At 62.5% G+C, this 20003-nt stretch carries 16 protein-coding genes and 1 pseudogene; 15 read left to right on the top strand and 2 right to left on the bottom strand.

What is annotated here, in order from left to right:
* Positions 1-123 precede the first annotated feature (123 nt).
* The 11 genes from H0523_RS08770 (at position 124) to H0523_RS08720 (ending at position 12383) form a co-directional block, all read left to right on the top strand.
* Positions 124-1092 (top strand): LysR family transcriptional regulator, encoded by a 969-nt coding sequence (locus H0523_RS08770; RefSeq protein ID WP_054429735.1) that lies wholly within the window; start codon positions 124-126, stop codon positions 1090-1092.
* Complete coding sequence (locus tag H0523_RS08765) at positions 1089-2564, top strand: flavin-containing monooxygenase (protein ID WP_054429736.1); 1476 nt, start codon at positions 1089-1091, stop codon at positions 2562-2564. The genes H0523_RS08770 and H0523_RS08765 overlap by 4 nt, the downstream gene beginning before the upstream one ends.
* Positions 2561-3535: an ABC transporter permease gene (locus H0523_RS08760; protein ID WP_054415963.1), complete on the top strand. Its 975-nt coding sequence runs from the start codon at positions 2561-2563 to the stop codon at positions 3533-3535. The genes H0523_RS08765 and H0523_RS08760 overlap by 4 nt, the downstream gene beginning before the upstream one ends.
* Before the next feature lie 29 nt (positions 3536-3564).
* Positions 3565-4467, top strand: a complete 903-nt coding sequence (locus tag H0523_RS08755; RefSeq protein ID WP_054429737.1) for an ABC transporter permease — start codon at positions 3565-3567, stop codon at positions 4465-4467.
* A complete protein-coding gene (locus H0523_RS08750; RefSeq protein ID WP_054429738.1) occupies positions 4464-5486 on the top strand; it encodes an ABC transporter ATP-binding protein in 1023 nt (340 codons plus the stop codon). The genes H0523_RS08755 and H0523_RS08750 overlap by 4 nt, the downstream gene beginning before the upstream one ends.
* A complete protein-coding gene (locus H0523_RS08745) occupies positions 5483-6631 on the top strand; it encodes an ABC transporter ATP-binding protein (RefSeq protein ID WP_231689742.1) in 1149 nt (382 codons plus the stop codon). Before H0523_RS08750 ends, H0523_RS08745 begins: the two co-directional genes overlap by 4 nt.
* 31 nt (positions 6632-6662) lie before the next feature.
* Positions 6663-8234, top strand: coding sequence for an ABC transporter substrate-binding protein (locus H0523_RS08740; RefSeq protein ID WP_054429739.1), 1572 nt, complete (start codon positions 6663-6665; stop codon positions 8232-8234).
* Between the two features lie 10 nt (positions 8235-8244).
* On the top strand, positions 8245-9603 hold the full coding sequence (locus H0523_RS08735) for an acyl-CoA thioester hydrolase/BAAT C-terminal domain-containing protein (protein ID WP_054429740.1): 1359 nt from the start codon (positions 8245-8247) through the stop codon (positions 9601-9603).
* Positions 9604-9627: 24 nt separating this feature from the next.
* Positions 9628-10797, top strand: coding sequence for a CMD domain protein (locus H0523_RS08730; RefSeq protein ID WP_082404371.1), 1170 nt, complete (start codon positions 9628-9630; stop codon positions 10795-10797).
* Positions 10798-10875: 78 nt separating this feature from the next.
* A complete protein-coding gene (locus tag H0523_RS08725; protein WP_054429741.1) occupies positions 10876-11724 on the top strand; it encodes a class I SAM-dependent methyltransferase in 849 nt (282 codons plus the stop codon).
* 347 nt (positions 11725-12071) lie between these two features.
* Complete coding sequence (locus tag H0523_RS08720) at positions 12072-12383, top strand: hypothetical protein (RefSeq protein WP_054429742.1); 312 nt, start codon at positions 12072-12074, stop codon at positions 12381-12383.
* A gap of 113 nt (positions 12384-12496) precedes the next feature.
* Here the strand turns inward: H0523_RS08720 and H0523_RS08715 are convergent, their stop codons facing one another.
* On the bottom strand, positions 12497-12709 hold the full coding sequence (locus H0523_RS08715; protein WP_054415713.1) for a hypothetical protein: 213 nt from the start codon (positions 12707-12709) through the stop codon (positions 12497-12499).
* 168 nt (positions 12710-12877) lie between these two features.
* On the opposite strand from H0523_RS08715, the gene H0523_RS08710 reads away from it, so the two are divergent.
* The 4 genes and pseudogenes from H0523_RS08710 (at position 12878) to H0523_RS08700 (ending at position 18214) form a co-directional block, all read left to right on the top strand.
* Positions 12878-15427, top strand: coding sequence for a P-loop NTPase (locus H0523_RS08710; protein WP_180180050.1), 2550 nt, complete (start codon positions 12878-12880; stop codon positions 15425-15427).
* A 218-nt stretch (positions 15428-15645) separates the two neighbouring features.
* Positions 15646-16020, top strand: a pseudogene (locus tag H0523_RS32240) (DUF4034 domain-containing protein); the annotation flags it as partial.
* 154 nt (positions 16021-16174) lie between these two features.
* A complete protein-coding gene (locus tag H0523_RS08705; RefSeq protein ID WP_231689772.1) occupies positions 16175-17305 on the top strand; it encodes an SEL1-like repeat protein in 1131 nt (376 codons plus the stop codon).
* Positions 17306-17341: 36 nt separating this feature from the next.
* On the top strand, positions 17342-18214 hold the full coding sequence (locus H0523_RS08700) for a leucine-rich repeat domain-containing protein (RefSeq protein ID WP_054429743.1): 873 nt from the start codon (positions 17342-17344) through the stop codon (positions 18212-18214).
* 65 nt (positions 18215-18279) lie between these two features.
* Here H0523_RS08700 and H0523_RS08695 read toward each other — a convergent pair whose 3' ends face one another.
* The gene (locus H0523_RS08695) at positions 18280-19968 is read right to left on the bottom strand and encodes a restriction endonuclease (protein ID WP_231689743.1); all 1689 of its coding nucleotides are present in this window, start codon (positions 19966-19968) and stop codon (positions 18280-18282) included.
* Positions 19969-20003 lie beyond the last annotated feature (35 nt).

The following is a 20003-nucleotide window of genomic DNA, read 5'->3' as shown; positions in this document are numbered from 1 at the left end:
ATAACGCGAAGTAATGAAAGGGCATAAGGAAATCCCGATTAGGGAATTTGCTTATGCCCTTTAATTATTTGCCGAGCGCATACTCGATACGCAAGAATTCGTCCTTGGCATAAAGCAAGACAGATGGAACTTCGTCAACTCGAGGCCTTCGCGGCCGTCATGTCCACGGGCAGCGTCACCGCTGCCGGGCGTCTGCTTGGCCGCTCGCAACCCGCGATCAGCCGCCTGCTGCAGGAACTGGAGGCCGAGATCGGCTATGCCCTGTTCGCCCGCAGCGGGCCGCGCGTGACGCCGACCGAGCAGGGCTTCCTGCTCTACGACGACGTCGAACGCGCCTTGTCCAGCCTGCGCCAGATCCGCGACCGGGCCGAGGAAATCGCCCGCGGCCAGACCCAGCCGCTGCTGCTGGCGGCCACCTCGGCGCTGGCCGCCGGGCTGGTGCCGGACGCGCTCAAGCGCATCGAGCCGCACGCCAACCTCGCCCCCCGCATCGAACTGCGCAGCGCCTCGCCCGAGCGCGTGGTGCACGCCGTCCTGAGCGGCGCGGCGCAACTGGGCGCGACCAGCCTGCCGCTGGAGCATCGCGGCCTGACCGTGCACTGGATCGGCCAGGCGCCCTGTGTGGTGGCGCTGCCCGAAAACGATCCGGCCGCGCGCCATGAGGTGGTGCCGGTGGCCGAGCTGGCCGGGCGCCGCGTCATCACCATGGCCAATCCCTACCGTCTGCGCCGCCGGCTGGACGCGGCGCTGGGCCATGCCGCCGGCGCCATCGAAACCAATTCGTCCGTCAACGCCCTGGCCGCCGTGCGCGCCGGCCTGGGCGTGTCGGTGCTGGAACCCATTACCGCCTACGGCGCGCCGATGGCGGGCGTGGCGATCCGCCCGATCGACCTGGACATTCCCTTTTTCTTCGGGGTCATCACCTCGCAGTCGCAGCCCCTGACGCCGGCCTGCCAGGCCATGGCCGATGCCCTGGCGCAGGCCGCCGCGCAGTTGCTGCCCGGCTTCGTGCTGCACGACGCCTGCCAGCACGGCGCGCTGCTGCAGTCGATCTACGGTGATGACGCCCCTCTTACGGATACGCCCGCATGAACCAACCCCTCGCTCCCGCCCCGCAAGGCCTGGCCGCGCTGGAAGCGCGCCTGCGCCAGGATTTGTCCTGGCTGGAAATCCCCGCCAAGCCCTGGGTCACGCCGCGCCTGGTCGACGGCCAGCCGGTGCTGGACGTGGCCATCATCGGCGGCGGCATGGCTGGCCTGGCCGCGGCGGCCTCGCTGACGCACCTGGGCATCATCGCGCCGATCTTCGACCAGTCGCCCGAAGGCTATGAAGGCCCGTGGGCCACCACCGCGCGCATGGAAACCCTGCGCTCGCCCAAGCAGTTGACGGGTCCGGCGCTGGGCCTGCCCGCCCTGACCTTCCGCGCCTGGTTCGAGGCGCAGTTCGGCGGCGAAGCCTGGGACGCGCTGGACAAGATCCCGCGCCTGCAGTGGATGGACTACCTGCGCTGGTACCGCCGCGTGCTGAACCTGGACGTGCGCAACCAGCACCGCGTGCTGGCCGTGCTGCCGCGCGCCGACCAGCTGGTGCAGCTGGACATCGAATCGCCCGCCGGCCGCCAGACCGTGCTGGCGCGCCGCGTGGTGCTGGCCACCGGCCGCGACGGCCTGGGCGGCGCCTACGTACCGGACTTCGCGCGCAAGCTGCCGCGCAACCGCTGGGCCCATTCGTCGGACGTGCTGGACTACGCCACCCTGGCCGGCAAGCGCGTCGGCGTGGTGGGCGCGGGCGCGTCGGCCATGGACAGCGCCGCCACCGCCCTGGAAGCGGGCGCGGCCAGCGTCGACCTGCTGATCCGCCGCAACGACATCCCGCGCATCAACAAGGGCAAGGGCGCCGGCAACCCCGGCCTGACCCACGGCCACCTGAACCTGCCCGACGACTGGAAGTGGAAGATCCGCCACTACATCAACGCCGCCCAGGTGCCGCCGCCGCGCGGCAGCACGCTGCGCGTGTCGCGCCACCCGAACGCCCGCTTCAACCTGGGCTGTGGCGTGCAGGACCTGGCGCTGGTGGATGATGCGATCCGCGTCACCACGCCCAAGGGCGTCTTCACGCTGGACTTCCTGGTGTTCTCGACCGGCTTCCGCATCGACTGGACCGTGCGTCCGGAATTCGCCGCGCTGGCGCCGCACGTGCGCGCCTGGGGCGACCGCTACACCCCCGCCGCTGGCGAGCAAGACCAGGAACTGCATGACTCGCCCGACCTGGGCGCGGCCTTCGAGCTGCAGGAAAAAACCCCGGGCGCCTGTCCCGGCCTGGACCGGGTGCACTGCTTCTCGTACCCGGCCGCGCTGACGCACGGCACCGTGTCGGGCGACATCCCGGCCATCAGCGAAGGCGCCAAGCGCCTGGCGCAAGGCATCGCCGGCCTGTTCTACCGCGAGGACGTGGCGACGCACTACGCCAACATGGAAGCGTTCGCGGAACCCGAGGTGTTCGGCGACGAATGGACGCCGGCCCCGGCGCCCGGCGCGGCCCGGCAAGCGGAGACCGCGCAATGACCGGCTGGCTGCTCCGCCGCGTGGCGCAAGCCGCGGTGGTCGTGTTCCTGATGACGCTGATCGTCTTCGTCGGGCTGCACGCCATCGGCAACCCCGTCGACATCCTGATCGGCCAGGACGTCGACCAGGTCGACCGCGCCCGCATCATCGCCGAACTGGGGCTGGACAAGCCCCTGTGGCAACAGTACCTGGGCTTTCTGAACGGGGCGCTGCACGGCAACCTGGGCAACAGCTTCGTCTACAACATCCCCGCCGTCGAACTGGTGATCCAGCGCCTGCCGGCGACCCTGGAACTGGCCATCGCCGCGCTGCTGCTGGCGGTGATCATCGGGCTGCCGCTGGGCCTGTTGGCCGGGCTGTATCCCGACAGCCGCTTCTCCAAGCTGGTGATGGCGGGCAGCATCGTCGGCTTTTCGCTGCCGACCTTCTGGGTCGCGCTGATGCTGATCATGACCTTCAGCGTGTCGCTGGGCTGGCTGCCGGCCAGCGGCCGCGGCCAGACGGTGGAATTCCTGGGCTTCCAGTGGTCGTGGCTGACGGCCGACGGCTGGCGCCACCTGATCCTGCCGGCGCTGAACCTGTCGCTGTTCAAGATCTCGCTGGTGATCCGCCTGACCCGCGCCGGCGTGCGCGACGTGATGCCGCTGGACTTCGTCAAGTTCGCCCGCGCCAAGGGCCTGTCGCCGTTCCGGGTGGTCTGTGTGCACGTGCTGCGCAACACCATGATCCCGCTGGTGACGGTGCTGGGCCTGGAGCTGGGCTCGACCATCGCCTTCGCCGTCATCACCGAAAGCATCTTCGCCTGGCCCGGCGCCGGCAAACTGATCCTGGACAGCCTGAACGCGCTGGACCGCCCGGTGATCGTGGCCTACCTGATCGTGGTGGTGTGCCTGTTCGTGACGCTCAACCTGATCGTCGACATCCTGTACAAAGTGCTGGACCCGCGGGTGCGGCTGGAGGCCTCGGCATGAGCGCTCCGAACACTCCCCAGGCAAATGCCATGCAAACCGCCGCCCCTGCGCTCAAGCGCGAATCGCCCTGGCGCCGCAACCTGCTGGAATTCCTGTCGTCCAAGACGGCGGTGTTCGGGCTGGTGATCGCCACCCTGCTGATCCTGGCCGCCATCCTGGCGCCGTGGATCTCGCCGCAGAACCCCTACGACCTGTTGCAGATCGACGTGCTGGACGCGCGCCTGGCGCCGGGCACGATGAACGGCCTGAACACCTTCCACTACTGGCTCGGCACCGACGGCCAGGGCCGCGACCTGCTGTCGGGCATCCTGTACGGCCTGCGCATCAGCCTGATGGTGGGCGTGGGCTCGGCGCTGATCGCCGGCATCATCGGCACGCTGCTGGGCCTGCTGGCGGCGTATGCCGGCGGCAAGGTCGATGCGCTGATCATGCGGCTGGTCGACCTGATCCTGTCGTTCCCGTCGATCCTGGTGGCCATGATGATCCTGGCCTACCTGGGCAAGGGCGTGGGCAACGTGGTGCTGACGCTGGTGATCCTGGAATGGGCCTACTACGCCCGCACCGCGCGCGGCCAGGCCCTGGTCGAGCGTCGCCGCGAGTACGTCGAGGCGGCGCGCTGCCTGGACATCCCCAACTGGCGGATCATGCTCAAGCACATCCTGCCCAACTGCCTGCCGCCGCTGATCGTCATCGGCACCCTGCAGATCGCGCGCGCCATCACGCTCGAAGCCACGCTGAGCTTCCTGGGCCTGGGCGTGCCCGTGACCGAACCGTCGCTGGGGCTGCTGATCTCCAACGGCTTCCAATACATGCTGTCCGGCGAATACTGGATCAGTTTCTACCCCGGCATCGCGCTGCTGGTCACCATCGTCGCCATCAATCTGGTGGGCGACCGCCTGCGCGACGTGCTGAACCCGAGGACCCACAAATGAGCGCCGCCCGTCCCGTCGCGGCGCCGGCCGCCGCCAACGTGCCGACCCTGGAAGTGCGCAACCTGCGCACCCACTTCTTCACCCGCGCCGGCACCCTGCCCGCCGTGGACGACGTGTCCTTCACGCTGGAGCGCGGCAAGATCCTGGGCCTGGTCGGCGAGTCCGGCTCGGGCAAATCCGTCACCGGCTTTTCGATCATGGGCCTGGTGGACGCCCCCGGCCGCGTGGTCGGCGGCCAGGTGCTGTTCCAGGGCCGCGACCTGACCCAGCTGGCCCCGCGCGAGCTGCGCAAGCTGCAGGGCAACCGCATCGCCATGATCTTCCAGGATCCGATGATGACGTTGAACCCGGTGCTGCGGGTCGACGTGCAGATGATCGAAACGGTGCGCGCCCACAACAACATGAGCAAGTCGCAGGCGCGCGAGCTGGCCCGCGACACGCTCGGCATGATGGGCATTCCCAGCCCGGAAGAACGGCTGCTGGCGTATCCGCACCAGTTGTCCGGCGGCATGCGCCAGCGCGTGGCGATCGCCATCGCCATGCTGCACCGGCCCGACCTCATCATCGCCGACGAGCCGACCACGGCGCTGGACGTCACCATCCAGGCGCAGATCCTGTCCGAAGTGCAGAAGCTGGCGCAGCAACACGGCACCAGCCTCATCTGGATCACCCACGACCTGTCGGTGGTGGCGGGCCTGGCCGACGACGTGGCGGTGATGTACGCCGGCCGCATCGTCGAACACGGCAAGGTCGACGACGTGCTCGACCGTCCGCAGCATCCCTACACGGTGGGCCTGATCGACAGCCTGCCCAGCAACAACCAGCGCGGCCAACGCCTGCGCCAGATTCCCGGCATGACACCCAACCTGCTCACCCTGCCCGCCGGCTGTGCCTTCGCGGCGCGCTGCGCGCGCGCCACGGCGCAATGCGGCCAGCAGCCCGCCATCACCGACGTGCTGCCCGGCCATCAGGTGCGCTGCTTTCATCCGTCGCGCCAACTGGGCGAGGTGACGGCATGAGCCAGACGACGATTCCGGACACCCGCGACGGCGCCAACGCGGCGCCGCCCTCGGGCACCGCAACCGGCGATGGCGTGCACGCCGCTGCCCATCCCGCCGCGCTCGACGCCGGGGCCGGAGACGCCGCCGCGCGCTCGGCCGGCAACGCCACCCCGCTCATCGACCTGCGCCAGGTCAGCAAGCGCTTTGGCGAACGCCCCGTCGGCGCCGCCGGCCGCGCCTTGCAGCGCCTGGGCCTGTCCAAGCCGCCCGCCATCACCCGCGCCGTCGATCATGTGGACCTGGTGGTGCGCCCCGGCGAAGTGGTCGGCCTGGTCGGTGAGTCCGGCTGCGGCAAGTCCACGCTGGGCCGCATCGCGGCCGGCCTGCTGACGCCGTCCGGCGGCGAGGTGCTGATCAACGGCCTGCGCCCCGCCGACATGACGCCGGCCCAGGCCCACGCCGCGCGCCTGAAGGTGCAGATGATCTTCCAGGACCCGTACGCCAGCCTGAACCCCCGCCTGCGCGTGGACGAGATCGTCGGCGAGGCCGCCCGCATCCACGGCCTGGTCGGCAACGGCGACTTCGACGACTACGTCAGCGCCCAGCTGCAACGCGCCGGCCTCGACCCGGCCCTGCGCCAGCGCTATCCGCACCAGTTCAGCGGCGGCCAGCGCCAGCGCATCGGCATCGCCCGCGCCCTGGCGGTGCAGCCGTCGATGCTGGTGTGCGACGAGGCCGTGGCCGCGCTGGACGTGTCGATCCAGGCGCAGATCCTGAATCTGTTCATGGACCTGCGCGAACAGCTCAACCTGACGTACCTGTTCATCAGCCACGACCTGGGCGTGGTCGAGCACCTGTCGGACCGCGTGGTCATCATGTACCTGGGCCGCGTGGTCGAGACGGCGCCGGTGGACGAGGTCTTCCGCCGCCCCAACCATCCGTACACCCAGGCGCTGCTGGCCGAGATCCCCAACCTGAAATCGCGCCACAAGACCTTCACCGCCATCAAGGGCGAGATTCCCAGCCCGCTGAACCCGCCCGGCGGCTGCCACTTCCACCCGCGCTGTCCGCATGCGATGGCGCGCTGCAAAACCGAGGTTCCCACCCTGAAGGGAATCGCCATCAACCACCTGAGCGCCTGTCACCTGAACGACATGGCCTGAAAGAAGTTCCCCCTCACCAAGGACCCCGAACATGAAACGCCTGATTCTCTCGACCCTGACCGCCGCCATCCTGGGCGCGTCCGCCGCGGCCTCGGCCGACAACCTGTCGATCGGCTTTGCCGATCCGCTGTCCTCGCTCGACCCGCAACTGAACAACCACGCCGGCGACCGCTCGGTGGCCCTGCACTTCTGGGACCTGCTGATCGAGAACAAGTGGAACAAGCTGCAGCCCGGCCTGGCCGTGAGCTGGAAGCCGCTGGACAGCACCACCTGGGAATTCAAGCTGCGCGAAGGCGTCAAGTGGCAGGACGGCACGCCGTTCACCGCCGACGACCTGATCTACTCGTACACCCGCGCCCGCGCCGTGCCCGGCAGCGTGGCCACCTACGCCGGCTACCTGCGCACCATCGACACGATGACCGCCAAGGACCCGCTGACCCTGATCGTCAAGACCAAGGCCCCCAACCCCGACCTGCCGCTGAACCTGGCGTCGGTGCACGTGGTCAGCAAGCACGTCGGCGAGAAGTCCACCACCGAAGACTACAACTCGGGCAAGGCCATGGTCGGCACCGGCCCCTACAAGTTCGTGTCCTACACTCCCGGCGACCGCGTCATCATGGAACGCAACGACGGCTACTGGGGCGAGAAGGCCACCTGGGACAAGGTCAACTACCGCTACATCAACAACGCCGCCGCCCGCACCGCCGCGCTGCTGGCCGGCGACGTCGACGTGATCGACAAGGTCTCGGTGTCCGACCTGACCAAGCTGCAGAAGGCCGCCAACATCTCGGTCTACCCGTACGATGGCCTGCGCGTCATGATCCTGCAGCCCAGCTTCAACCCCGCGCCCAACCAGTACATCACCGACAACAACGGCAAGCCGCTGGACAAGAACCCGCTGCTGGACGTGCGCGTGCGCCAGGCGCTGAACCTGGCGATCAACCGCAAGGCCATCGCCGACCGCATCCTGCAGGGCGCCGCCACCGAAGCCAACCAGTGGATGCCCAAGGGCACCTTCGGCTACAACCCCGACGTCAAGGACATCCCCAACGACGTCGAGAAGGCCAAGAAGCTGCTGGCCGAAGCCGGTTTCCCCGACGGCTTCAAGCTGACCATGCACGTGCCCAACGACCGCTACCCGCAAGGCCCGGAAACGGCCCAGGCGGTGGCGCAGTTCTGGACCCGCGTCGGCGTCAAGACGCAAGTGGAAGTGGTGCCGTGGGCCGTGTACTCGGGCCGCGCCAACAAGAACGAATTCGCGGTCAGCATGCTGGCCTGGGGCAACGGCACGGGCGAAGCCAGCTACGCGCTGGTCAACATCCTGGCCACCGTCGACGCCAAGAAGGGCCTGGGCGCCTCCAACTGGGGCCACTACAGCAACGCCAAGGTCGACGCCGCGCTGGACCAGTCCACCTCGGAATTCGACGTGGCCAAGCGTGAAGCCATCCTGCGCGACTCGGTCAAGATCGTGTCCGATGACGTCGGCATCATTCCGCTGTACCACTACAAGAACATCTGGGCCACCAAGAAGGGCCTGAAGGTCACCCCGATGACCAGCGACCGCACCGCCGCCATGATGGTCACCAAGGACTCGGGCAAGTAAGGGGCGCATCATGGTTCCTACCCTGAGCATCCAACCCGCCGACGCGCTCATCGACGTGCCCCGCCAGATCCGGGTGGAGCACGTCGCGCCCGGCCAGACGGTGGAGATCACCGCCCTCACCCGCCGCAACGGCGTGCTCTGGCAGAGCCAGGCCGCCTTCGTCGCGGGCGAGGACGGCGTGGTCGACCTGAGCCGCGACGCGCCCGTCTCGGGCGACTACGGCGGCGTCTCGCCCATGGGCCTGATCTGGTCGCAGTCGCCCGTGGACTCGCCCAGCCGCGAGCACTTCAACCACCCGGTCACCGAGGCGCTGGTCACCGAAGTCGTGGCGCGCGCCGCCGGCGCGCAGAGCATCGCCCGCTTCACCCAGCGCCTGGCGGCCGACGGCGTCACCCGCCAGGAAGTGCGCGAGGAAGGCCTGGTCGGCACGCTCTACCTGCCGCCCGGCGCCACGCCCGGCTCGCATCCCGCCGTGCTGATCCTGAACGGCTCGGGCGGCGGCATCAACGAACCGCGCGCCGCGCTGTACGCGTCGCGCGGCTACGCCGCCTTCGCCCTGGCCTACTTCAAGGCGCCGGGCCTGTCGGACTACATCTCCAACACGCCGCTGGAGTACTTCCAGACCGGCCTGCGCTGGCTGCGCAAGAAGGTCCAGCCCAAGCACGACTTCGTCGCCATCAGCGGCCAGTCGCGCGGCGGCGAACTGGTGCTGCTGCTGGGCGCCACCTTCCCCACCGAAGTCTCGGCGGTCGTGGCCTACGTGCCCGGCGCCGTGGTCCACAGCGGCCAGAACGCCTGCGACCCCAAGATCGGCCGCGAAGGCCCGACCTGGCTGCTGGGCGGCAAGCCCCTGCCGCACGTCTGGGAAAACAACCGCACCGCCACCTGGGCGCCGTTCGACGAAGGCCCCTCGCCGCATCGTCATGAAAAGGCCATCCTCACCGCGCTGCAGGACCCCGACGCCGTGGCCCGCGCCCGCATCAAGGTCGAGGACATCCAGGGTCCGGTAATGCTGCTATCCGCCACCGACGACGGCTCGTGGCCGTCCAGCCTGTATTCGAAGATGGTGCGGGACAAGCTGGCCGAGGTGCGGCATCCGTATCCCGTCCAATGGCTGGACTACGAGAACGGCGGCCACTCGATCCTGTTCCCCTACGTGCCCACCACCCAGCTGGTCTACGCCCACCCCGTGTCCGGCAAGATCAGCACCAGCGGCGGCAACCCCAAGGACAATGCGCGCGCCGACCAGGAGTCCTGGGAAGGCGTGCTGAAGTTCCTGGACGCCGCGGTCAAGGCGCGCGGCCAGGCCGCGCCGTCCGCGGATCGCGCCCAGGCCGGCGCGGCCGCCACGCCCGGCAACGCCGGTTGAACGACATCCAAGGAGACTTTCCCAATGGCACAAGCACCCATCGTCTATGACGCCGCCCGCGACCTGGTGGACCAGCTCGTCGGCCTGAAGGCCGACAGCGCCGCCTACGCCGTGCGCCACCAGCGCGACAAGGTCGCCGCCGCCACCCAGGGCAGCTACGACGCCCTGTTCGACCCGGCCCTGCCCGGCCTGACGCTGGCCGAGCGCCTGCTGGTCGCGCTGTACGCCGCGCGCCTGACGCCGTCGCCGGCGCTGGCCGCGCACTACCGCCAGCGCCTGGTCGAGGCCGGCGCCAGCGCCGCCGACATCCAGGTGGCCGAGTCCGGCAAGCCGGCGGACGCCGCCGACCCGCGCCTGGCCGCGATCCTGGAATTCACCCGCAAGCTGATCGAAAAGCCCGTCGAAGGCGACGAGGCCGCGCTCAAGACCCTGCCGGCCGCCGGCGTCTCCACGCCTGCCGTGGTCACGCTGTCGCAACTGGTGGCGTTCCTGTCGTACCAGGTGCGCCTGGTCGCCGGCCTGCAAGCCATGCAGGCGCAGGCAGCCAAGCCCGCCGCGGCCGGCACGCCGCCCGCGCCCTTCCCGGCCAACACCGCCGCCACCGAACCCGGCGCCGTCATCAAGGCCCACGGCTTCACCAACGAAGTGCTGGAGTGGAAGGCGTGGCTCGACGTGGTCCAGGTCGACAGCGCCACGCCCGAGCAGATCGCGGTCCTGGAAGAAAGCCACCCCAAGGCCAAGGTCTCGGATTACTACCTGTTCCTGGTGCACCAGCCCGAGATCCTGCGCCAGCGCTCCACCGCGTTCAACGCCATCATGTACGCGCCCGGCGGCCTGTCGCGCGCCGAGCGTGAACTGGGCGCGACCGTGGTGTCGCGCGTCAACGGCTGCGTCTACTGCGCCTCGGTGCACGCGCAGCGCTTCGAGCAACTGGCCAAGCGCAATGACGTGATCGCGCAGGTGTTCGAGGACCCGGCCACCGCCGGCACCACCGCGCGCGAACTGGCGATCGGCAAGTTCTCGATCCAGATCACGGACGCGCCGGCCTCGGTGGATGCGGCCAGCATCCAGGCGTTGAAGGACGTGGGCCTGAGCGACGGCGAAGTGCTGGACCTGCTGCATTCGGACGCGATCTTCGCGTGGGCCAACCGGTTGATGTTGAACCTGGGCGAACCGGTGGTCGTGCAGGTCTGATACCGGCATTTTCGTTAAAATGGCGCTTTCCGCCTATTCATGCGCCCCGCCCCACGCGGGGCGCATTGCCTTACCCCCATGTCCGACAAAACCCACGACATCCGCCCCGGCCAGTCGATCGAACTGCTCAAGGCCCTGCACATCCTGACCCGCGACGGCAAGATGAACCAGGACAGCCGCCGCAAGCTCAAGCAGGTCTACCACCTGTTCCAGTTCATCGAACCGCTGCTCAAGGACGTCCAGCAACAACGCGGCGCCGTCACCCTCGCCGACCACGGCGCGGGCAAGTCGTACCTGGGCTTCATCCTGTACGACCTGTTCTTCAAGGAACAGCCGGACGCGCTGAAGAACGGCTCGCACATCTACGGCATCGAAACCCGCGAGGAACTGGTCAAGTCATCCGAAGAACTGGCGCAGCGCCTGGGCTTTGGCGGCATGTCGTTCCTGAACCTGTCGGTGGCCGAATCCATCACCTCCGACAAACTGCCCGCGACCATCGACGTGGTCACGGCCCTGCACGCCTGCAACACCGCCACCGACGACGCGATCCATTTCGCGCTGGAGAAAAAGGCCAAGTACATCGTGGTCGTGCCCTGCTGCCAGGCGGAAGTGGCGTCGGTGCTGAGGAAGAACAAGGCCAAGGCGCTGGCCGATCCGCTGGCGGAGATCTGGCGGCATCCGCTGCACACGCGGGAGTTTGGCAGCCAGATCACTAACGTGCTGCGGTGCTTGCAGTTGGAGGCGCATGGATACCAGGTCAGCGTGACGGAACTGGTCGGGTGGGAACATTCGATGAAGAATGAGCTGATCATCGCGCAGTACAAGGATCTGCCGCGTCGCAAGCCCGCTGAACGGCTGACGGAGATGCTGGATCGGATCGGGTTGCAGGAGTTGAAGGATCGGTTTTTCCTGCCGCGAGCGGCTTGAGAATTGAAAAAGGACCCTGTGGGGTCCTCTTCTTATTGAACGCGCGTCTCGGATAGGGATGAGAATGTCACCCTTGGCATTGCTGCCAATGTGCGTCACGCCCATACTCATCTTGCGATCGTAACAACGATCGTCCGGATTGACAGCCGGAATAGCAAAGGCGGATACCCGCCGCAATAGCGGCGTTTTCATATCCGAAGGCTGACGCACGTCCCTCCATGGGCGAGCCTTGGCTGGGGCACGTTCGCGTGCGCTGGTTGCCTTTGCTACCGGTCTGTCAACCTGGCCTTGCGCTCGCCCACCCCGAATGACAACGGGGCGCGGGCTTAACGACAGAGGCAGCCGCGATGAACGACCACTCCTACACCCTTGACCGCTGGGCCACCCCGGATGATCCGGAGAGCGTCCCTATTCGATTTGCTGATCTTCGGAAGATAGAACGGGCTTGCCTGGGCATCTGGGCCATCGCCCGGATCGTGGGGAATAGCGCGACGGAACCCGAGGGCACCGGCGTGGAGCCGCTGGAGCCGTGGATCAACGCCAACTTGCTAGGCGGCATTGAAAGCCTCTGCGATCACATTGCGGATCTTGCAGAGTCGGCTATGGACGGGGCGCGGTTGGATATTGGAGTGGCGATGACGGAAGGGTCATTGCATTGATTGGCGCGGTTGCGGTGTGCTTGGCGCCATCGGGATGCCAGCACGTCGCCAGAGTGGGCCATCGACAGGATGCCGGGCCACTAGCCACCCCACCGCCTGCGATGAGCTAGCGCTCAATCCCCCGAGCTTCTACGCAACCGATCGGTCGAGGCCTTGTTCAGGCGCTTCGCCTCGGATTCCGCGTAGTCTTCCTCGCCAGGCTCATACTTGCCGTCATACATGCAACTGCTGCGATTCCAGCGGCATTCGTTGGTCAGGGAACAGCCGGAAGTCAGCGCGGCGAGAAACAGAACGACACCGCAACGGCCTAGGGTTTGAATCGACATGGGGCTCCTTGGTTGTTGGGGCAGTGTATGGGATGGCAAAGACCGGCGCATCTCTTTATCCTCGGATCAAGCGCTTAGGAACAACTAGACGTTCGGATTACTCCTATGGGTATTTGAGGATAGATGCTATCCTACACGTGGCGTAACTATTATTTACTGGCAACTACCATGAATGAAGTTGATGCACAAATCATAAAGAACCAAATATGCCCTCTCATTGAGAAGGGAGAAATCGCACTTCTTTTAGGTGCTGGCTTTAGCTACCGGAATAAATCCATTAACGGGGAAATACCGACAGGAGATGGGCTAAAGGAAGCATTACTCGAAAAATGCAACACCCCAATTGGCCCCAAAACAACATTAAAAGACGCATACACATACGCATCTAGAAAAATTGAAAATTTCAACGAATACTTAAAAAATTTCTTTATCGTTGATCGCGCAGAAAAATGGCAAGAAAATATTTTTCAATACGTGTGGAGTCGAATCTACACAACAAATATTGATAATGTATTGAACGTAGCTTATGACGCATGCAAAGGCAAAGGAAAGTCGTCCTGCGATTTTGAATTTTTTAATTACAGCGACCAAGCCTCCACGTCCAATATAATTGGATGCACTCCTGTAGTGTCGATCCATGGAACTATCTATGAATTGGAAAAAGGCTTTATATTTTCCAGCTTAGATTATGCCATCGCCTCAAATAAATTATTCGATTGGCATAACGAACTTGCCGCCAGAATGCTCCTAGGGGGCCTAGTCGTAATTGGCAATCAACTCGATGAGTCAGACATCGACACGTACGTTTCTCGCCGAGGAGATACATATGGTCGCCCCTCCACTCCCGCGCAAAACTGGATAGTTCTACCAGACCCCGATCCAATAAAAAAAGAAAATTATATAGAAGCAGGGTACTACGTTATTGACGCCACCGCAGAAGATTTTTTTAGCACCATATACACCAATTTGCGCCCGAAAAAACTGGTGGATCTGGTCCTCGAGTCCATTCCCGCTGTAAAGACAAAGATATCCACGGTTGGAGCAATGACATGGTTCAAAGAAGCCTTCAACCCAGTTGTAGATTCAATTGAAAAATCACGAACCGAATCAGGAATTCTTCGCCATTTCGTAACAGGAGCCCACCCTGAATGGTTCTACATAATTAATGACGCGCATGCAAAAACCCAACGCATTGGCGCGCTAGCGAGTTCAATTGCCATAAATCTTGCGACAGCAACCACTGGAATCGGCATATTTCATGTTATTGGGCCAAGCGGCTCGGGAAAAACAACGGGAATTCGGTCTGCGCTAATTGATATTGTTGAAAAGTACCCATACGTATACGAATTCAACTCGTCGAACGGCATTGACCTTGGTAAATTTATATCAATAATTTCCGGATTTTCCGAGAAATCAAAGGCCATATTTGTATTTTACAATTCTACCGAATTTTACTACGCTATCAATTCTATATCTTCAGAATTACATGACAAGATAAAATCTTATTGCCTGTTTATCTTAGAAGATAGACAGTATGAGTACAAGGCCAATTTACGTCACCTTTCGGACGTTCTAACAGTCCCCCAAATATTTGAATTTGGCGCTCTTAGTTATGATGACGCGACTGCAATATGTTCAAAAATAAATAGCCATGCAATAAAGCTCGGTGATTTTTCAGAGCTGCCCTTGGAACGTCAAGCAGGGACCCTAATGAGTAGAGAACGAGGTTTTAATGGCGACTTGCTCTCTGCGCTTTATTCGTTGACTACTCATGAAAATTTCGAGACAAAGATACATAATGAGTTTCACTCCGTAAAGGAGGAGAACGCAAAGACAATTCTGAGCATTGTCGCCATACTAAATCACATCGGTTCAAATGCTCCGATAAATTATGTCGCGGGAATGACTCAAATTGCAGTATCCGAAATCCAAAGATACATCGAGGAAAGCCTTTCCGGAATCATCGTAGATTTCGGCTCCAGAGGGGTCCTCTCTTGTCGACACAGAGTGATTGCAGACTATTATTTCGATAATTGTATTTCACACCGAGGAGGAAAAGAGCAAATTCTAAAAATGCTAGAATATTTATCGAATAAGTTCACGGTAGACGACATCAAGTTTCACCCAGTTCCATATCAGATATATAAAAGTCTTATATCTTTCAATTTTCTCTATGAGCAATACTTTTCTAAATCAATAAGAAAAACAGAAACAGAAAAAATATACCACCAAGCCCAAAAATGGTATGGGCATGATGGAGTTTTTTGGCTGCAATTTGGCCGATTTTACAGAAAACTCCAGCGTTATGATGACGCAATAGAGTGCTTTAGAACAGGGTTGGAATTTTATGATTCTTTCCAGACCAGACATTCTCTTGGCGCGGCGTTAGTAGCAAAATATGCACACGACGGCTATAAGGATCGAACATTACTCACCGAAGGCGTAGACTGCCTGGAATTTGAACGACAAAGACGCGGCACATCAGATTCGTATCCGACAGCCACCATTTGCGATTATTTAATCGATATTTGCAATGCCCAACCCCATGACGAAGAAATGCGGGAAAAACTAAAAGAGTGCATCAACTACGGCATGAAGCACTTCAAAGAGGATGATTATTTTAAGGGAATTCTTTCCAAGTATTGGAAAAAAACTCACCCCCAACCAACTTTAACCAAAGCGCCGAAAAAGAGGGCATTCTCGCCATCAAAGCGCTGACATTAAATCCAAAACGATCTTGAATTGTTTATAATAATTATCCATACCCACCAAAGACCCCAGCTACAGGCATTATAAGAATGCATGTAGCTGGCAACGCTCTCCCAAAAAATTGAGTTAATTTTCGGAATACTTAAAGAGGTTAAAAATATAGCCCCCCCCTCAACGGTACTATTCCCTGTGGGTCATCGATTTAACCTTCCACGCAGGCCCAGTCCTTGTATTCACCTTCTGCTGTACGCTCCCATTCTCGCGCGCTGGTCCAAGCCCGCGCCTTCCCCCGCATCGACGCCTACTACGCCGACCTGGAACAACAGGATTGGTCGCTCCCTGCCAGCCAGATTTCCGCGTATTCCGAAGCCGTCCTCTCCGGCACCCTCTTCGACTACAGCACCGTCCCCTACCCGCAGGCCGCCGACTTCCTCCAGGCCTGGATCGCCGCCTGCCCCGACTCCTACCACGCACACCTGGTCCTGGGTAACTTCTGCTTCGGCCGCGCCGCGGATATCCGCGGCTTTGGCTGGGCGGACAGCGTGACGCAGGATCGCTGGATCGGCGCCGCCCTGGCCTGCGAAACCGCCGCCGCCGCGCTATTGAAAGCCATGACGCTGTCGCCGCGTCCCGTCGCGGCCTGCGTGACCATGATGCAAATGCGAGACGCTGACGGAACCGCAACGCAACGCGATCCGCTGGATCGGCCTGTGGGACGAGCTGAGCGATTTTCCGGAATCGGAGGAAACGCAGGCGGTGCAAACCCATCGCCAGGCCTTCGAATCGTTCCTGCAGCGCGATTTGCGGCCGGAAGAACGCGGCGAGGCGCTCGGTCGGTTCGCGAATTTCGTCAGTTATTCGCTGGGCGACCACGCGCGTGCCCGTGCGCTGCACGCGCAGAGCGTGGCGGCGTTCCCGGGGAATATGTATTTTGGCGAAGTGGACGGGCCATTCCGCAGTTTCGCGCACGTGACGCTGATTCACCACATTCCGGACGACGACGGCGCGTTCAAGCGCGTGCTGGAACGCATGAGCGGCTGGGACCAGTTGGCGACCCCGCAGGGGTTGGTGGCGGTGGCGCATCAGTTCGGGCTGTGGGGGTTTGAAAAGGATCCGGCCAAGGCGCAACAACTGCTAGACCGCGCCGCCGAACTCGGCCGCGACCAGACGGACGACAGTTTCAACGTGCTGGCGGCCGCCGCGATGCTGTGGGATGGCGGCGCGCACGAGGAAGGTTATTTCCTGACACGCCAATTGACGGATCGGCGTTTTCCCGACGCGGCCAGCAGCATGTACGACATTCACCGCGGCTTCCGCGACAACACGCCCGACCATTATCTGGACGAGGCGGTGCGCGACGAATGGCTGCAACGCGCGGTGGACGATGGTTCGCCGCTGGCCAAGTACAACATGGCGCATCGGCACCTGTTCGACGGCAAGATGGATTTCTCGCGCCGCGAGAATGTCGAGACGGTATTGCGGCTGCTGCAGGAATCGCGCGAGGAACCGCGCGCCGACGCCCTGGCGCGCTTGCGCATCGGGGTGCTGCTGCGCGACCACGGCACCGACGCGGAAAAACAGAGCGGCGTGCGCGAGTATCTGCGGCCGCTGGTCGACGAAGACGACGACTGGCGCGCCGCCCGCGCCAGCGCCGAGATCGGGCTGGCCTATGCGCGCGGCCATGGCGCCAAGAAGAACCGTTTTGCCGCCATCGAATGGGTCGGGCACGCCAGCAAGCTGCAACCGGACGACGAGGGTATCGACGATATCCATGGCGAGGTAATGAACTCGCATAGCCTGGTCAAGACCATTGGCACGGTGTTCGGCGCGTATATGGGGCGCGGCGGCGTGACGGCGGAGGATCTGCCGCCCAAAGCCGCGGAATAAGCAGTCAGGCCCAGCCATCATCACTCCGGAGCTCGCATGTCGCTGATCCCGTTCTCAACGCCCCAACCCGGCCGCGACAAGCGATGGCTGTTGATGCACAGCCGGCAGGCCGCGCAGGCGCATGGCTCGGATCAAATCCTGTTCTACGACGCGCCGCCCGACGCGGCCACGCTGGCGGCGATCGAATACGTCCATCTATGGGCGCCGCCCCTGGATCCGGTGCAGGAATTGCCGGCATTGATTGCCCAGCTGCCGTCTCTGACGCATCTGTCCATCGGACCCGGCAATATCCAGGCCTCGGTCGTCAAGAATCTTCGCGCCGAGATGCTGCCGGCCAGCCTGCGGCATCTGTCGATTTTTGATTGCCCGGGGTCATATACCTGGTCAGCGGGGTCGATGCCGCAATTGGAATCGCTGGAGGTGAACGTTCCGATGCGGTTCAAGGCGGAGGATTTTCCGGCGCTGACGTCGCTGTCGATGCTGCCGGACAAGGCGGGAAAACTGCTCGATCAGGTCTTGCGGCTGCCGTTGCAGGAATTGAATCTATTCAATGTATCGTTCGATGAATCACTGTTTAACCGCATCGCGGCGTTGCCTCTTGTATCGCTGGGGCTGATGGCGGGACGCTCGTTGAAAACGCTGGCGGGGATTGAACAGCTTTCCGGACTACGGTCGTTGCGGCTCAAGAATCAAGGCCTGTTGGAAACCATTGGCCCGATTGCCGCCCTGCCGGCGTTGGAGCAATTGAATATTCAGTATTGCAAACGGATCACGGATATCGACGTGCTGGGAGAGCTTGCGGGATTGCAGGAGATGACATTGGTGGGATGCGGCGATATAGGGCTACGCGATTGGGAAGCCAAATTACGCGCAAAAATCCCGCGAGTGAATATCGGAGCAACAACTTAGAGTAGCGCTAAAGGAAGTCGGCTCAGATTTGATTCGCATGTGAAGAGGGCTACGCTCCCTGCCCTCTAGACAAGGATCTTTGCCTCGATACCCGCATGCTCTCTAAGCAGATACAGCAACCCGCCCCCGTCAATCAATTCAATGGGCTTGTCCTGAGAGAACTTGTAGGCGTCGACCCCATAGCCGCTTGTGCATACGAGGATACCTTTGGTCGCGCCTTCGTTCATCATCGTGCCGAAAAGGTCTCGTACCGCTGCCACGCCAACTGTGTCGCGATACCGTTTAGCCTGGATCACGACCTTCCCCCCCAGGATCGGGCGCGTATCAAAGGCAACGGCATCGACGCCTCCATCCCGAGACGCCCGGGTGAGCTTGGTATCCAGTCCCATGCTGCTGAACAGGTTCGACACCAGCACCTCAAATTCACCAGGGGTCAGGTCCAGCAGATTAGGCCTCGACTCCAGATCGCTGAGTACGTCTCCTTGCTCGATGAAACGTTTGTCGACCATATCGAACTCGACGATCGGCTTGATAGCCTGCAGTTCTTCGGGACGGCTCGACACGTGTGCACCCAGATTGCGCAAGCAGGCGATCATGTCGACACGATCCAGAAGCAATTCTTGAAACTCGGATTTCTCTGCCCTCACGGAGACGACAGGAACACGGACCTCCCGCCCGTTGGATGGGTCTATGGTATCCACGATGCCATTGAAGGTCACGAGCGCGAGCGCATCGGCTTGATCCGCTTCGAACAATTCATGCAGGGTTCGCAGCGTTATCGCTGCTATGACGCCTTGGTATAAGCGCTTGATATCCGCGGGCTTTCGCGCTTTGGTGTCAATCTGGTCTCGGGTCTTGACGTAGCGATGCTCCAGCTCCGTGGGCACGACGGATATAAGGGGTAGTTCATACTCCACAACCAACGTCTCGTTCTCTTCAAGATAGGTCATTCGGAATTTCTGCGGAAACCCTTCCTCGGGGTATTCCGAGCGAACCAAGACCATCTCGTTGTACGCAATGACGGCATCACCCTCGCGCGCCAGATAGGCCGCTTGAAACTCGTCGACCTCAGCATTGCGCCGTGCCATCTCGGCATCGTATGCAGTTTTTTTTTGGAGATACTGGTCACGCAGCATGGCAACCTGTGCCCGCTTATCCTCTTCCCATAACTCGAACGATTCCAACCGCTGTTGGTTCTGTATCCTGGCCTTCTCCTTGGCCAGTTGGTGCCTTTTTCCGGCCCCAGGGATCAGCCGCTTCAAACCCGAAGGAGCTGGAACCGTGATCAACGGAGGCGGCTCCGCAGGCCGGAGTTCTGCGGCGATCTCAAAAGGTGCGAATGGCTCGAAATGCCGCAGGCTATCGAAGTCAATGACGTCATCACGCCTGAGTGTGTGCGGAAGGATATCTTCCAACGCCTCGACCTGTTCGCTCAATTCGGCATTGAGGTCGTCTGTTTCGGCTTGCCGATCAAGAAGGTACTGCGCCTTCAGCGCCTTTTCGGCTTCGCGGTCTTCCCGGGCCTGCTGCGCGGCCAGTCTTCGCTCATCGCGATGACGCTGCGCCGTATCCCTGCGTTCCTCGCGCTCGACTTGTCTGGCATACGCAAGCTGCATCCGGGCAGCGCGATTACGCTCTCGCTCGGACGCAGCGGCCGCACGCGCCGCTGCTCTGATAAATGCTCCGAAACCGCTACGGCGTGCCATGCTGCCCCCAAGATCTTCTAAGCCAAGGATTGAATGGATCAGGTCCACCTCACCTCGGACGGATATATCGGCCCGAGGTTAAT

Source organism: Achromobacter insuavis, assembly GCF_902859645.1.
In the GTDB taxonomy this organism is placed as follows: Bacteria; Pseudomonadota; Gammaproteobacteria; order Burkholderiales; family Burkholderiaceae_B; genus Achromobacter; species Achromobacter insuavis.
Note: the sequence above shows the minus strand (reverse complement) of the source record. Positions and strands in the feature narration are given on the sequence as shown.